Annotated in this window: 13 protein-coding genes and 1 pseudogene; 7 read left to right on the top strand and 7 right to left on the bottom strand. The window is 62.7% G+C overall.

Annotated elements, in window-relative coordinates:
* Nucleotides 1-408 precede the first annotated feature (408 nt).
* A complete protein-coding gene (locus tag ACI2KS_RS26330; RefSeq protein WP_404623953.1) occupies nt 409-1,239 on the bottom strand; it encodes a helix-turn-helix domain-containing protein in 831 nt (276 codons plus the stop codon).
* A gap of 106 nt (nt 1,240-1,345) precedes the next feature.
* Between ACI2KS_RS26330 and ACI2KS_RS26325 the strand changes: the two genes are divergently transcribed.
* The 3 genes from ACI2KS_RS26325 (at nt 1,346) to ACI2KS_RS26315 (ending at nt 4,297) form a co-directional block, all read left to right on the top strand.
* Complete coding sequence (locus tag ACI2KS_RS26325) at nt 1,346-2,302, top strand: threonine dehydratase (protein WP_404623952.1); 957 nt, start codon at nt 1,346-1,348, stop codon at nt 2,300-2,302.
* Nucleotides 2,303-2,446: 144 nt separating this feature from the next.
* Nucleotides 2,447-3,373: a DUF4214 domain-containing protein gene (locus tag ACI2KS_RS26320; RefSeq protein ID WP_404623951.1), complete on the top strand. Its 927-nt coding sequence runs from the start codon at nt 2,447-2,449 to the stop codon at nt 3,371-3,373.
* Between the two features lie 141 nt (nt 3,374-3,514).
* Entirely contained in the window at nt 3,515-4,297 is a 783-nt protein-coding gene (locus tag ACI2KS_RS26315) for an SDR family NAD(P)-dependent oxidoreductase (protein WP_404623950.1), read from the top strand.
* A gap of 65 nt (nt 4,298-4,362) precedes the next feature.
* Here the strand turns inward: ACI2KS_RS26315 and ACI2KS_RS26310 are convergent, their stop codons facing one another.
* Complete coding sequence (locus tag ACI2KS_RS26310) at nt 4,363-5,325, bottom strand: 3-hydroxyacyl-CoA dehydrogenase (protein ID WP_404623949.1); 963 nt, start codon at nt 5,323-5,325, stop codon at nt 4,363-4,365.
* 246 nt (nt 5,326-5,571) lie between these two features.
* Here ACI2KS_RS26310 and ACI2KS_RS26305 point away from each other — a divergent pair, with 246 nt between their 5' ends.
* Nucleotides 5,572-5,874, top strand: coding sequence for a DUF1883 domain-containing protein (locus ACI2KS_RS26305; protein WP_404623948.1), 303 nt, complete (start codon nt 5,572-5,574; stop codon nt 5,872-5,874).
* Nucleotides 5,875-5,903: 29 nt separating this feature from the next.
* Here ACI2KS_RS26305 and ACI2KS_RS26300 read toward each other — a convergent pair whose 3' ends face one another.
* A complete protein-coding gene (locus ACI2KS_RS26300; protein ID WP_404623947.1) occupies nt 5,904-6,842 on the bottom strand; it encodes a LysR family transcriptional regulator in 939 nt (312 codons plus the stop codon).
* 126 nt (nt 6,843-6,968) lie between these two features.
* Between ACI2KS_RS26300 and ACI2KS_RS26295 the strand changes: the two genes are divergently transcribed.
* The 3 genes from ACI2KS_RS26295 (at nt 6,969) to ACI2KS_RS26285 (ending at nt 10,276) form a co-directional block, all read left to right on the top strand.
* Nucleotides 6,969-7,232 (top strand): DUF2798 domain-containing protein, encoded by a 264-nt coding sequence (locus ACI2KS_RS26295; RefSeq protein WP_404623946.1) that lies wholly within the window; start codon nt 6,969-6,971, stop codon nt 7,230-7,232.
* A gap of 285 nt (nt 7,233-7,517) precedes the next feature.
* Nucleotides 7,518-8,558, top strand: coding sequence for a PotD/PotF family extracellular solute-binding protein (locus ACI2KS_RS26290; protein WP_404623945.1), 1,041 nt, complete (start codon nt 7,518-7,520; stop codon nt 8,556-8,558).
* Nucleotides 8,555-10,276, top strand: coding sequence for a diguanylate cyclase domain-containing protein (locus ACI2KS_RS26285; protein ID WP_404623944.1), 1,722 nt, complete (start codon nt 8,555-8,557; stop codon nt 10,274-10,276). Before ACI2KS_RS26290 ends, ACI2KS_RS26285 begins: the two co-directional genes overlap by 4 nt.
* Nucleotides 10,277-10,283: 7 nt before the next feature.
* On the opposite strand, the gene ACI2KS_RS26280 is transcribed toward ACI2KS_RS26285, so the two are convergent.
* From ACI2KS_RS26280 to ACI2KS_RS26265, 4 genes and pseudogenes are all read right to left on the bottom strand, one after another.
* Nucleotides 10,284-10,973 (bottom strand): YoaK family protein, encoded by a 690-nt coding sequence (locus tag ACI2KS_RS26280; RefSeq protein WP_404623943.1) that lies wholly within the window; start codon nt 10,971-10,973, stop codon nt 10,284-10,286.
* Between the two features lie 62 nt (nt 10,974-11,035).
* Nucleotides 11,036-12,277 (bottom strand): MFS transporter, encoded by a 1,242-nt coding sequence (locus ACI2KS_RS26275; RefSeq protein ID WP_404623942.1) that lies wholly within the window; start codon nt 12,275-12,277, stop codon nt 11,036-11,038.
* A gap of 192 nt (nt 12,278-12,469) precedes the next feature.
* Nucleotides 12,470-13,489, bottom strand: a complete 1,020-nt coding sequence (locus tag ACI2KS_RS26270) for an alpha/beta hydrolase fold domain-containing protein (RefSeq protein WP_404623941.1) — start codon at nt 13,487-13,489, stop codon at nt 12,470-12,472.
* Nucleotides 13,490-13,562: 73 nt separating this feature from the next.
* Nucleotides 13,563-13,667, bottom strand: a pseudogene (locus ACI2KS_RS26265) (hydrolase); the annotation flags it as partial.

Here is a 13,667-nt window from a genome sequence, read left to right as displayed (position 1 = left end):
TGGGTCAGTTGCTTTGCTCGTTCCCACGCTCTGCGTGGGAATGCATCCCTCGACGCTCCGCGTCAGCCGGATGCCCCTGGTGTCAGGATAGCCCCGCGTCAGCCCGCCACTGGACGCAGAGCGTCCGGATCGGCGTTACCACGCGGAGCGTGGGAACGATCATGAAATCGCCATTGCCGGCAAGGTTGTGGGTCAGTTGCTTTGCTCGTTCCCACGCTCTGCGTGGGAATGCATCCCTCGACGCTCCGCGTCAGCCGGATGCCCCTGGTGTCAGGATAGCCCCGCCTCAGCCCGCCACTGGACGCAGAGCGTCCGGATCGGCGTTACCACGCGGAGCGTGGGAACGATCTTCATGCCACCGAACCCTGTAGGAGCCGGTTGTTTGCTTGTTACCGACCGGACCTGTCGTCAGGCTCGATTGCGCGTCAGGTTGTTCAGGATCGGTTGCCGGAGGTCGGCAGGGCTGGTGCCCAGGCGTTGACGGAAGGTGGTGGCCATGTGGGCTTGGGAGGCGAATCCGCAGGTTTGGGCAATGTCGGCCAGTCTGTCGGTCGAGGTGCGCAATAAGGTCCGGGCGCGGGCCAGGCGGCGGTCGATCAGGTAGCTGTGCGGCGTCTTGCCGGTGGCCTCGGCGAAGGCGCGTATGAAGAAGCCCTCGGACAACCCCAGCAGCCCGGCCATGGACTGAACGCTGAGCGGGCCGTCGAGGCTGGCCTCGATGTATTCGTCGAGCAGGCGCAGGCGCTTGTTGGTCATCGAACCTTGTGCCGGTGCGGCAGGGGCGTCCTCTGCCGTTGCCCGTGCGACCAACGCCAATGCCCAGGCCTCCCAGTCCGCTTCGATCGACGCATTCAACAGCGCCTTGCGCATCTGGTGCGCCAGGCGGATGGCCGGCTGATCGATCAAGTTGTTGAACGGCCGTACCTGCCTGAATTGCGCGCCGTCATTGCGCATCACGCGCAGGTATTCGCCGCCGTGCGCGGACTCGGAGAATACGTCGCAACCTGCAGGCACAAACGCCAGCCCGTTGGGCAGCGCATCGAACGGCTGAACCCGGTCGCTGCCGATTGCATGCAGCCCACGCTGACTGTCAAAGGCAAACCCAAGCCCTGATTGCGCCGCGACATAGCGGGCTTCGTAGGCGCAGGCAGGCAGCAATTCGATGGTCCACGGCCCTCCCTCGGCACGGCGGACCGGGTCGCAAACGGGGGCAGCTTGAACACGCTCGAGATCGCTCATGAGCGCCATAGTACCCAAGCGCTCAGAGAAAAATCAGGTTGGTTTTTTGAAAGCCTGCGGCAGGCGAGGTTGCCTAGACTGCGGCAAACCCCTGGAGACCAGCGCCATGCCCCGTCCGACCCTGGAAGACCTTGAAAACGCGGCACGCCACGTGTATCGAGTGATGCCCGCCACCCCTCAATATGCCTGGCCTCTGCTCGGCGCGCGCCTGGGCTGTACGGTCTGGGTCAAGCATGAAAACCATACCCCGACCGGTGCTTTCAAGATCCGCGGCGGTATTACCTTTTTGCACTGGCTCAAAAGCACACGGCCCGAGATTCAGGGCATCGTCACCGCCACCCGGGGCAATCATGGTCAGAGCCTGGCCATGGCAGCGAGTGCCTTGGGCATGCAGGCGCTGATCGTCGTACCGATCGGCAACTCGGTGGAAAAGAACGCTGCCATGCGCGGCTTCGGCGGCGAGCTGGTCGAGTTTGGCCGGGATTTTGACGAAGCCCGCGAAGAAGCGGCGCGTCTGGCCGCTGCACGAGGTCTGTATCTGGTACCGCCGTATCACCCCGAGCTGGTCAAAGGGGTGGCCAGCTATGCCCTGGAGCTATTCAATGCGGCGCCGGACCTGCACACCGTCTACGTGCCGATCGGCTGTGGATCGGGCATTTGCGGGGTGATTGCCGCCCGCGACGCATTGCGCCTGAACACCCGAGTGGTCGGCGTCGTGTCCACCCAGGCACCGGCGGCGAAGCTGTCGTTCGAGGCCGGGGCGCTGCGCGAGACGGCAACGGCCAACACCTTTGCCGATGGCCTGGCGGTGCGCAAGCCGGTGCCTGAGGCGTTCGACATCTACACCGCCGGCGCGCAGCGAATCGTCGCGGTGAGCGACGAGCAGATCGCCGAGGCGATGCGCGTGTACTACACCGACACCCACAACCTGACCGAGGGCGCAGGCGCGGCGGCACTGGCGGCGCTGATGCAGGAAAGCCACGCCATGCAGGGCAACCGGGTAGGGGTCATCCTGTCCGGTGGCAACGTTGATCAACACGTTTATGCGCAGGTGATTGGCTGAGCCGGCTGACACCCCTGACATTGAACCTAAACCGATTTTCTCCCTCTACTGCACCCCGCGCGGCGAAGGCATCACTCGATGTGTTCAGCTGCCGCGCGGTCATTCAGCATTTGCTGCACGACTCACCAATGAAAGGGACACTTCATGGCCTCAGTCACCTATAGCCAGCCAGCTTCCAGCTTCAATCTCGACGACTGGACCGGCCAGACCCGCACGGCGCTGGGCGCAACCTACCTGCAGGGCACCGCGGACACCTACACGCAGATGTCTGGCAACTTTACCTATGCCGGCAACAGCATCACCGGCGGTACGGTCTTCAGCGTGTTCTGGATCAAGGGCGGGACCACCGTCCTGACCATCGATGGTCTCAAGCTCGATGCCGTTGCTGCCGCCAACGCGACCCCGACCCAACTGGAACAACTGGCGCGCCAGGGCAACGACACGGTCTACGGCTCGCCCTGGAGCGACCGTTTCATCAGTTCGAGCGGCAATGACACCTACAACGCTGATAGCAGCGGCAGCAAGGGCCTGGACAGCATTGTCTACGCCGGCGACAAAAGCAGCATCAGCGTCAGCAGCACCGCCAACGCCAGTGGCAACCTGAAGCTTTACACGGTCAGCACGGCGGGGAAGGTGGACACCCTCAACGGTGTCGAACGCATCGAAATGGGCGATGGTTCGCTGCTTGCCCTGGACGTCAGCGCTGGCGAGAACGCCGGCTGCGCCTACCGCTTGTACCAGGCCGCCTTCGACCGCAAGGCCGATACTGCCGGGCTCAATTACTGGACCAAAGAGCTCGATGCCGGCAAGAGCCTGCTGCAAGTCGCCAACGGCTTTGTCGACAGTGGCGAATTCAAGACTCTCAACCCTGCCAGCGACCAGAACTCGCTGATCAATAATTTCTACCTGCATGTGCTGCATCGCGACGCCGACGCCGGCGGCTTGCAGTACTGGAACGCGCAGATGAGCGCCGGCATGACCGCCAGCGAGGTGTTGGTCTCGTTCTCGGAAAGTCAGGAAAACATCGGCAACGTGGCGGCCGAGCTCAACAACGGTGTCTGGCTGGTATAGGGCCTCGCCGAGGCTGGCGCTGCACAGCGATGCGGCGCCGGCTCTGGCGCTTTTTCAAATCGATGCAAGGTCTTCTATGCTCGGCTGAATACGTATGCAATCATGCCCTCCTGATGCTCTGGAAACCTGTGAGGACAGCACGTGGCAAGCGAGTACGAGACCCTGGGTATGCCGTCCTTTCGCCTGGACGGAAAAGTGGCGCTGATCACCGGTGCCGGTACGGGAATTGGCGCAGGCGTAGCGCTGGCCTTCAGCGCGGCGGGCGCTGATCTGATTCTGCTGGCCAGAACCCAGGGCAACCTGGATCAGGTCGCCGAAGTGATTCGCAGCCGCGGCGCCAGGGTCAGCACCCTGGTCTGCGATGTGACCGACAGCGCCGCGATCCGGGCGCTGATCAGTGATATCCCCAAGCTCGATATTCTGGTGAATAACGCCGGCACCAACTTCCCGGAACCGATGCTTGAGGTGACTGACGAGCATCTGGATACGATGCTCGACCTCAACGTGCGGGCCTGCTTCGTCACGGCCCAGGCGGCGGTGCAGAAGATGCTGAACAACACTGGCGCGGACCCTGGCGTGATTATCAATGTCTCGTCACAGATGGGCCACGTCGGATCGCCGAACCGCACGGTGTATTGCATGACCAAGCACGCGATCGAGGGGCTGAGCAAAGCCATGGCGGTGGAGTTCGCCGAGCGCGGCATCCGCGTCAACACGCTTTGCCCGACCTTTGTCGATACGCCCATGGTGCGCAAGATCGTTGACACCCCGGAGAAGGAAGCCTTTCTGGTGTCGAAAATCCCGATGGGGCATATGGCGAAAATGGAGGATGTCGTCGGTGCGGCCCTCTACCTTGCCGGGCCTTCAGCCAGGATGGTGACCGGGACCTCATTGAAGGTCGACGGTGGCTGGACCGCCCAGTAACTATTGAACCGGCCCTCAGGGCGAGGGCCGGTTGATTGACCGCGTGGGCGCAGTCATCGCCGCTGTCAGCGCGGGTCGGCCTTGCGCCGTTGCGCGCTGAAGGCCATGAGTGCGCGATCACGCCAGCCACGCCGCGATTCCAGATCATCGTGCTTGAGGAACTCGCGACGCTGGCTCTCGATCTGCTTGATCAGCTCGGGGCTCCACTCACGCTCGTGGCTGCGCGAATCGGCGATGCTGCGATACAACGGGCCCAGCCGTTGGGCGTAGTCGGCAACACCGCCCACCGCGTTGAGGTCGATGGTTTCGAACGGTCCCATGAACGACCAGCGCCAGCCCAGGCCGTCGCGCACGGTCTTGTCGATGTCTTCACAGCTGGCCACGCCGTCTTCCACCAATGCCCACGCTTCGCGTAGCAACACGGCCTGCAGGCGATTGAGCACGAAGCCGGCCACCTCTTTGCGCACATGCACCACGCTCTGTCCGACCGCTTCCATCAGCGCCGCCGTGAACTCGACCACCGCGGGGGAAGTTTCAGGCGACGGCACGATTTCCACCACCGGCACCAGATAAGGCGGGTTGACCGGATGGGCAATGATCACCCTGGCGGAAATGCTCAAGCCCGACGCGAACGCGGAGGCGGGGATGCCGGAAGTGGAGCTGCCGATGATCAGGTCCGGGCCTGCCAGCGCATCAAGTTCGAGCATCAGGGCGCGTTTGACGTCGGTGCGCTCCAGAATCGACTCCTGGACATACGCTGCGCCGTCAACGGCCTGGGCCAGGGTCTGGCAAACGGTCAGGCGGGCGAGGATCGATTCGCCAGGCTCGGAAAGTAATCCGTAGGCAGTCAGATCAGCGATCTGCTGCTCGATCAGCGGCAGCGAGGCGCTGGAAATCACCGGGTTCGAGTCGTAGATGCGCACGGTCAGACCCGCCCGGGCAAACACCAGCGCCCAGCCAGCGCCGACCAGTCCCGCTCCCACGATCGCAACGGGCTTGCCCTGGGTCAGAGCGTCAAGTTCAAGCATTGTCAGCCACCTTTTCTTGTTGGTTGTGTGCCACAGCGACGATCGGACATCGCCGTTGTGCTTTCAAAGACCGGGTAAAAATGCATCGCAGAAGAGTTTTGCATACGCATGCATGCGAGTCCATGGGCAGCCTGTCCGGCGCAATATCACCTGGGCAACCGGTCGGATACCCAGCACCGGCAGCCTGCGGTTGCCTGGCCGTGCGTGATATTCTTGCGCGCCAGCTCAGACCCCCGCGGAATTCCGATGAAATTCATCCATCAGCGCGAACACCTCAACGAAGACGACATTGTGGTGATCGAGTGCTCCAGTACCTGCAACATTCGCCTCATGAGCGATGCCAATTTCCGCAGCTTCAAGAATGGCGGCCGCCACACCTACCATGGCGGCGCGTTCGACAAATTCCCGGCGAAAATCGTCGTGCCCAGCACCGGCTTCTGGAACATCACCCTCGATACGGTGACCCAGCGGGCGATCAGCGTCACCCGCAAGCCCAACATCAAGCACTCGATCAAGATCGTCCGCCGTTCCGGGTCAAGGCTGCAATAATCTCCTTTTTTGGTGTCCACGGCAGATAGTCAACGGCCGATGCCCGGCCCGGCGTCGGCCTGGTTTTGCATGGCCTGCTCAAGAAAGTCGATAAACGCACGCACCTTGGTGTTCAACGCCGAACGCTCGCTGACACAGGCGTAGATATCCATGGGCTCGGACTGCGCATGGGCTGCCTGCCGGGCGCTCGGCTCGAATAACGGCAACAGCCGACCGCTGTCGATCCACGGCTGGGCGACGAAGCTTGCCAGGCGTGCGATGCCCCCGCCATTGACGGCGATCTGCGCGAGCATGTCGATGTCGTCGCAGACAAAACCGGGATTGACCCTGGCCTCGAAGCGCTGGCCGTCGCGGACAAAATGCCAGGGCAGAAAACGCCCGTCGGTGGGGTAGCGAAAGACCAGGCAGGCGTGGTGTTTCAGGTCCTCAGGTGTGCTGGGCACGCCCGCGCGTTGCAGATAGTCGGGCGAGGCGCAGAACACAAAGGGCCGTGAGGCGATATGCCGGGTGATCATGTGGTCGTTGAGTTGGGCCTGGATACGGATACTCACGTCGATGCCCTCGAGTCGATGATCGACGCGGCGGTCGGTGCTGATCAATTCGACATCGATGCGCGGGTACGCAGCGCTGAAGCCGGGCATCAGCGGCGCCAGCACATGACGGCCAAAGGCTGCGGTGGTGGCGATGCAAAGCCGCCCCTGCGGCTGCGTGGCGACCGTTGCGGCCTGGGAGGCCAGGTCGATGTCACGGGGAATGTGCCGCACCTTCTCGAAATAGCGCGCGCCGCTTTCGGTCAGCGCCATGCTGCGCGTCGTGCGCGACAGCAGGCGCACCCCCAGATGAGTCTCCAGCCGGCTGATGCTCTGGCTCACCGCAGCAGCGCTCATGCCTTGAGCGCGGGCTGCGGCGGCGATGCTGCCGGTTTCTACCACCCGGATGAAACTGTTGATCAACCTCAGGATATCCATGGCGCCCTGTCGTCCGATTCGTAGGTTCTGCTTAGTAATGCTTCAAGCACGACGACACTACTGCTACGCCCGGCAGCTTGCTAGCCTCGTCGCTGTTTTTTCCATCAAGCCTGCAAGGGATACCCGATGAGCCAACCAGCCAGCAGCTCCAGCACACGATTGCGCTTTCCCAAACACCTGACGCCTTATGTCTTCGCGCTGTACATGGCGACAATCATGGCGTTTTTGATGTGCTTGGTGATTACCCTTGCCGAGTTCGGGATGGATGCCCATTACCTGGAGAAGGTAATGAATGCCTATCGGGTCGCGATGCCTGCCGCGTTCGTCTGTGTACTCATCGTGCGCCCGATCGTTGCCCGTCTGGTGGCCTGGACCGTCCACGGCCATTGAGACAGACCCCCACTCTGACGTGCACCGGCATAGGCGGATTTCAGAATCGAGTGATGACCCGCTGAGCCTACTGCCAGAGTCAGGGTTGCAGCGCGCTGAGTGCTGCCAGGGCGATTTCATCATCATGAGCGGGCAGGCCGGCGCTGGCGCTGCTGGCGGCGAAATAATCACCGTCAAACCCTGCCCTACGTTTCCGACCGAAGGTGTTGCGGGCGCAATCAGGTAGCCAAGCAACGGCACATTGCCATAGGTATAGTGGCGCCATTACTCCAGTGGGCATCGTCCATGAACTCCCTGCGCCCGTTGTGGTTATTGTTGTCCTGCATGTTTGCAGTGGCGCATGCCGAGGCTGCCGAGCAGGCGTTGCGGGTGCTGGCATGGCCCGGCTATGCCGACAGTGATCTGGCGGCCGTCTTCGAGCAGCGCTACAAGGTCAAGGTCGAGATCACCCTGGTAGGCAGCGATGAAGTGCTGCGCAGCAAACTGACGGAAAATCACGGTAGCGACTTCGATGTCATCGCCGCCAACACCGCCGAGATCCACCACTATGTCGACCAGGGACTGCTGCAGCCGCTGCACCCTGAGCGCATCGCCAACACGGCCCGGCAACTGCCGCGTTTTCGCGACTATCCGCGAATTCCCGACATTGTCGTGGACGGCAAGATCTACGCCATTCCCTACGCCTGGTCGGACATGGGACTGATCTATGATCGCAAGCAGTTCAGCCAGCCGCCGGTGTCGATCGACAGCATGTGGGATCCCAGGTTTCAGGGGCGGGTGCTGGCGTTCAACACCGGTAACCATAACTTTTCCCTGGCCAGCCTAGCGTTGGGCGGTGACCCGTTTCGCATAGGCGCCGGGGATTTCGCGCGGGTCACCGACAAGTTGATCGCCCTGCGGCGCAATGTCCTGACGTTCTATGCGTTGCCTGAAGAGGCGGCCGAGCTGTTTCGCACCCACGAGGTGGCGCTGGTCTTCGCCAACTATGGCCGCCAGCAGCTCAAGCAATTGCGCGATGCGGGCGTCGATGTGGGCTACGTAGTGCCGCGCGAAGGCGCGTTGGCCTGGCTCGATTGCTGGGCGATCAGCAGCGCGGCGCGTGACCCGGCGCTGGCCAATATGTGGATCAACTACATGCTCGAACCCCAAGTGAGCCGGGCGTTGACCGAGCGCCAGGACCTCTCCAATACCCTGCAGGAACCCCCCGATGCCAGCGCTTCGGGTCGCTTGATCTGGCTGCGGCCGGTCGAGGACGACCAGCGCCGCGCGGCCTTGTGGCAACGCATCGTGTCCGGTGAACGACCGCCTCTGAGGGAGCTGCAATGAGGTTTGGCATCGCCTTCAAGCTCGGCTGTCTGATGGCTCTGTTCGGCATGTTGCCCACCGCGCTTGCCGGGTATTACATCTACTACAGCAGTCGGGAAATGCTGCTGCACGCCGCCGAACGCGATCTGTTGACTTCGGTCCAGGTGCTGGGGCGCAACCTGCACGCCAGCCTGCGCACCATTTCGCTGGATGCGGCGGTGTTGAGCAACGGACCCCAGGTCCATGAGCTTGGCCAGATCGCCAACCCGGCCAGCCGCGACGCGGTGCAGGACAACCTGGCCCAATCGTTCAGGGCGATGCTGCTGGCGCATCCCGATTACATGCAGATTCGTCTGATCAGCGCGACCGACCACGGCCTGGAGCTGGTCCGGCAAGACCGTGACGGACCCAGTATCGTGCGGGTCGATGGCGCTGATCTGCAGGAGAAGGGGCATTACGCCTACGTCTTCGAGACCCTGCGGCTGGCGCCCGGTGAAGTGCGCATTTCACCGATCGTGATCAATCACGAACAAGGCGCGCACTCAGGCCTGGGCAAACCGACATTGCACGTCTCGACCCCGGTCGCCGATGCCTCCGGCAAGGTCTTCGCGCTGCTGGTGATCAACGTCGATCTCGATCAACTGTTCAGCCAGCTGCAGAGCGATTTGCCCAGGCAATACCAGGTCTATCTGAGTAACCGCTGGGGCGATTTGCTGGTCCATCCCGATCACCGGCGCACGTTCGGTTTCGATCAGGGCCGGCGCTTGTTCCTGCAGGACGAATTCCCCGAGGTCTCGCGCCTGCTGGTCGACAGCGGCCCCAACAGCGTGATCGGCCGCAGTGTCGAGCAAGGTCAGGTCGATCAGCTGGTGGCCGCCTTTGTGCGCCTGTCGCATAACGGCGAGTCCGAGCCTTTTGTGGTGCTCGGGCTTGGCCAACCGCAGAGCCATGTGCTGGCGCAGGCATCACGCGCGGGGACCAACATCGCGCAGATCGCCTTGTTGTTCAGCGTGCTGGCGCTGCTGGCAGCGTTCGTTGCGTCGCGGGCGCTGATACGGCCGCTGCGCAGCATGACCGATGCGGTGGAGCTGTTTTCCCGTGAGCGCAAGATCACCGGCTTACCGCCCCGGGATGACGAACTTGGGGTCCTGGCCCGTCGCTTCCACGCCATGAAACAAGAGATTCTCGGCCAGCTCGACGATTTGACCAGCAGCCGCGCTGCCTTCGAACATCTGGCGCGGCACGATGCGCTGACCGAGCTGCCCAACCGGCGTCTGTGTTTCGAACGCCTGGAGCAGGCGTTGCTTACCGCTCGGGAGAACGGGCAGAAAATGGCCTTGCTGTTCGTCGATCTTGACCATTTCAAAGAGATGAACGACCAGTACGGTCACCGATTTGGCGATCTGGCGCTGCAGGCGGTGGCCAAGCTGCTGACCAATGCCAGTGACGGCGCCGATTGCGTAGCGCGGCTGGGCGGTGACGAATTCGTGATCTTCTTCGACAACGTCAAGGATGCGCAGAAAATCAGCGTGCTGCTGGAAAAACTCCATCAGTGCTTCCAGCTGCCGTTGTTCATTGACGGGCGCAGGGTGCAGATCCACGCCAGCATGGGTGTCAGCCTGTTTCCCCGGGACGGTGACGACATCGGCACACTGATTCAGCACGCTGACCACGCGATGTACGAAGCCAAGAGCGCGGGAAGAAACCGCTATTCGTTCCGGGTGCTCGAAGAGGATTGAGCGCGGATCAGCTCAGGCTGTCGCTGCTGCCAAAGGTGCGAACGCAGGTCCAGACCGCGACCAGCACCGGCAGCGCCAGGCACCACAGCCCGATACCCAGATACAACAGCGCAGCGCCCAGACACCCGGCAGTGAACCCCCCCAGGTTGAGGGCGATCGGTTTGAATCGTTGCCTGATCGCCAGCCGCTGTTGCGCATCGCGCTCACCGATCAGGGTGAACACGTCGATGGCGCCCTGCGTGACGTTGCCGGTCATCAAGGTGGTGGGCGGTGCGCCTTTGAGGTGCTGGCGCGAAATGGCGTTCTGAATGGCCATGGCCGCCACCCCGGTCATGCCGGTCAACAATGCCGTGGCGCTGTCGCCATCGTTGAACGGGCCCAGCCAGATTGCCAGCCCGGCAAACAGCACCAGCAGCAACGTGTGCAGGATCAGCAGCGGACGCAGCGGGGTCAGCCCGCGTCGGTTGATCGAGACGGCCGCCAGATGGCTCAGGCCCACCACCAGCGCAAACAGCGGCAGCGCCAACAGCTTGGCCAGCGCCCCGGAGGTGCCGTGGACGATGCTCACGCCCAGGGTCACGAAGTTGCCGGTGACATGGGCGGTGAACAGCCCCTGCAGCGCGAGAAAACCGATGGTGTCAACGAAGCCGCCGTTGAAACTGAGCGCCGGGGCCATGGAACGATGGATCGATGGCATGGGAATTCCTCGTGGCAAGGGGGCCGAATGTTGATGCATCGCTGCAGTGGGGCCAGATGCAATCAGCGGTTCAGTTCAGGTTGCGCCGAAGCTGACGGGTCATCTTTGAGTCCCTGTTGCGGCTGGCGAACGTAGATCGCCAGCAGCATGGCGCCCAGACTCAGTCCCGCCAGCGCCAGAGAGCCGACATCGATTGCCAGATCCAGGCCCCATGCCGTCGCCGCGCGGCCCAGCAACATCGCCACTACCCCCTGCATCAGGTACGCCACCAGAAACAGCGCCGACAGCGTCCCGGCGCGATGGTGCATCGGCGCATGGGCGTTGATCAGGTTCAGCCCGCCCATGAACAGCAGGCTGTAGCCGACGCCGCTGGCAGCGCTGGACAGCAGGAACACTGGCAGGGCGTGGGTGGCGGTCGCCAGCATCAGCAGCAACAGGCTGATGATCGAGAAACCGGCGCCGGCAATGATCGACAGCCTGGAGTCCAGGCGTTTGGCGACGATGCCGGTCACCCCCACCAGCACCGCGAACAGCGAAATCGCAGCGCCGTTGACCAGCGCATTGCTCGAACCGATCAAGTCGTGGGCAATCTGCGAGCCGAGGGAGAGCATGGTCGCGCCGACCGAGTAGGCACTGAGAACAGCGCTCACCGAGATCAGAAACGTGCGACGCAATGGCTTGTGGATCTGCGGCAGTTTCAGCGACCAGCGCTTCTTGCTCTCAGCCCTGGTGTGGCGTGGCAGGTGCCAGACGCCGGCCAGCGTCGCCAGCAGCACGACCACCAGTACCCAGAAGCTCAGGCGAGTAGGAAAGGGCGCGTACTGAATCAGTCCGCCGCCCAGGATAAGTGCCGCCGCCAGACCCAGGGCCTGTGCTGCGGTGGTGATCGCCCCGGCAAGTTTCGCTTTGCCCGGAGCGCTGAACTCGACCATTGCCGCCGCTGAAGGACCGGCCGAGAGCCCGACGCCAACGCCCATGAACGCGCGTCCCACCAGCAGCCAGGTGACCGTGGGGGCGACGGCGAACAGCAGCACCCCGATCAGCGAAGCGGACAGCCCCAGCAGCATCGCGCTGCGTCGGCCGATGTAGTCGGAGAGATCGCCCAGCGCAATCAGGGTGGCGACGACGAACACCGGAAAGACCGCGAAGATCAAGGTGGTGACGGTCGGGGTCAGTTGCCATTGATGGGCATAGAGCGGGTACATCATGGCCGGGGCGGCGCTGGTCCACAGGGTATGCACGACCACGGCAGCCGCCACCCAGAAACTGCTGTTGCGGCCAAAGGTGCGGGGAGACTGGCTCATGTGATTCGCCTTTTGGGGATCAGTGGTAACGATAAGTCGGGACAAGAGAACAGCCTTGTACCCACGTGCGTTTGTTTGAAGCGCAGCAGAGCCAGATTGCCGGTCGCCGTACTGCCTGTAACAGGACGGCTTGCCGGCGGTAGCGATCTTGAAGACCCCACCACGGGCAAGCCGTGCTGCTTGAGCGGCGTATCAGTTCAGGTGAGTCTTGAGTTCATTGGCGGCCTGGCGCATGGCCGCTTTGACTTCGGCAATGTTGCTCAGCGGGTTGAGCAGGCCGTAGTCATGGACCATGCCGTTGTAGCGCACGGCGGTGACGTCGACGCCGGCTGCATCCAGCTTGCGGGCATAGGCCTCGCCTTCGTCACGCAACACATCCAGGCCAGCGGTCTGAACCAGTGCAGGTGGCAGGCCCTTGAGCTGCTCGGTGGTCGCACGCAGCGGCGATGCATGGATCTCGGCGCGCTGGTTGGCGTCGGTGGTGTAGCTGTCCCAGAACCAGGTCATCATGTTTTTGGTGAGGAAGTGACCCTCGGCATATTGCTGGTAAGAACCGGTGTCGAAGCTGGCGTCGGTCACCGGCCACAGCAGCAACTGGAAGCGCAGTTTGGGCGTGTTCTGTTCCTTGGCCATCAGCGCGACGACCGCAGCCATGTTGCCGCCGACGCTGTTCCCGGCCACCGCCAGACGCGAACCGTCGACATTGATCTGCTTGCCGTGTTCGGCCACCCACTGGGTGGCTGCATAAGCCTGGTTGATCGCCGTCGGGTAGTGCGCTTCCGGCGATGGCGTGTAATCGACATACACCGCCACAGCGCCGGAGCCCACCACCAGATCGCGGATCAGACGGGCATGGGTCGGGTAATCGCCGAGCACCCAGCCGCCACCGTGGAAGAACATGAACACCGGCAACTCACCCTTGACCCCCGCCGGACGCACGATGGTCAACTTGATGTTCTGGTTGTCAGCGCTGATGGTCTTCTCGCTGACCTGAATCCCGGACATGTCGACTTTCACTGAATTCTGCGCACCGGTCAGTACCGCCCGGGCATCCTTGGGACTCATCTGTTCCAGCGGTTTGCCACCCCCGGCGGCCAGGGCGTTGAGGAAGGCTTGGGTCTGATGTTCAGGCACGGCGGTTTCAGCGGCAAATGCGTTACCGATGGACAGGGCAAGCAGGGTAACGGTCAGGGCTTTTTTGATGCGGTTCATGATTGGCTCACTTGAAAACATAAGAGGATGTCGAGGCTGAAAAGGGCATCGGGTCGATGCCCGGATCGCGATGTCAGTTGGCTTTACGCTGCGGCGCGCCGTGGACCATGGTGTAGGCGTAGTCGACGCCCATGCCGTAGGCACCGCTGTGTTCCAGTACCAGTTCCATCACTGCTTC

Origin of the sequence: Pseudomonas sp. NPDC087358 (assembly GCF_044900785.1) — a bacterium.
Lineage (GTDB): Bacteria > Pseudomonadota > Gammaproteobacteria > Pseudomonadales > Pseudomonadaceae > Aquipseudomonas.
This window is presented reverse-complemented; position numbering and strand designations above follow the sequence as displayed.

Coding starts and splice junctions, on each gene's coding strand:
- ACI2KS_RS26310 (WP_404623949.1), bottom strand. CDS start 5,325: ATGCTTGAACTTGACGCTCTGACCCAGGGCAAGCCCGTTGCGATCGTG.
- ACI2KS_RS26295 (WP_404623946.1), top strand. CDS start 6,969: ATGAGCCAACCAGCCAGCAGCTCCAGCACACGATTGCGCTTTCCCAAA.
- ACI2KS_RS26270 (WP_404623941.1), bottom strand. CDS start 13,489: ATGAACCGCATCAAAAAAGCCCTGACCGTTACCCTGCTTGCCCTGTCC.
- ACI2KS_RS26280 (WP_404623943.1), bottom strand. CDS start 10,973: ATGCCATCGATCCATCGTTCCATGGCCCCGGCGCTCAGTTTCAACGGC.
- ACI2KS_RS26325 (WP_404623952.1), top strand. CDS start 1,346: ATGCCCCGTCCGACCCTGGAAGACCTTGAAAACGCGGCACGCCACGTG.
- ACI2KS_RS26330 (WP_404623953.1), bottom strand. CDS start 1,239: ATGAGCGATCTCGAGCGTGTTCAAGCTGCCCCCGTTTGCGACCCGGTC.
- ACI2KS_RS26290 (WP_404623945.1), top strand. CDS start 7,518: ATGAACTCCCTGCGCCCGTTGTGGTTATTGTTGTCCTGCATGTTTGCA.
- ACI2KS_RS26285 (WP_404623944.1), top strand. CDS start 8,555: ATGAGGTTTGGCATCGCCTTCAAGCTCGGCTGTCTGATGGCTCTGTTC.
- ACI2KS_RS26300 (WP_404623947.1), bottom strand. CDS start 6,842: ATGGATATCCTGAGGTTGATCAACAGTTTCATCCGGGTGGTAGAAACC.
- ACI2KS_RS26275 (WP_404623942.1), bottom strand. CDS start 12,277: ATGAGCCAGTCTCCCCGCACCTTTGGCCGCAACAGCAGTTTCTGGGTG.
- ACI2KS_RS26305 (WP_404623948.1), top strand. CDS start 5,572: ATGAAATTCATCCATCAGCGCGAACACCTCAACGAAGACGACATTGTG.
- ACI2KS_RS26320 (WP_404623951.1), top strand. CDS start 2,447: ATGGCCTCAGTCACCTATAGCCAGCCAGCTTCCAGCTTCAATCTCGAC.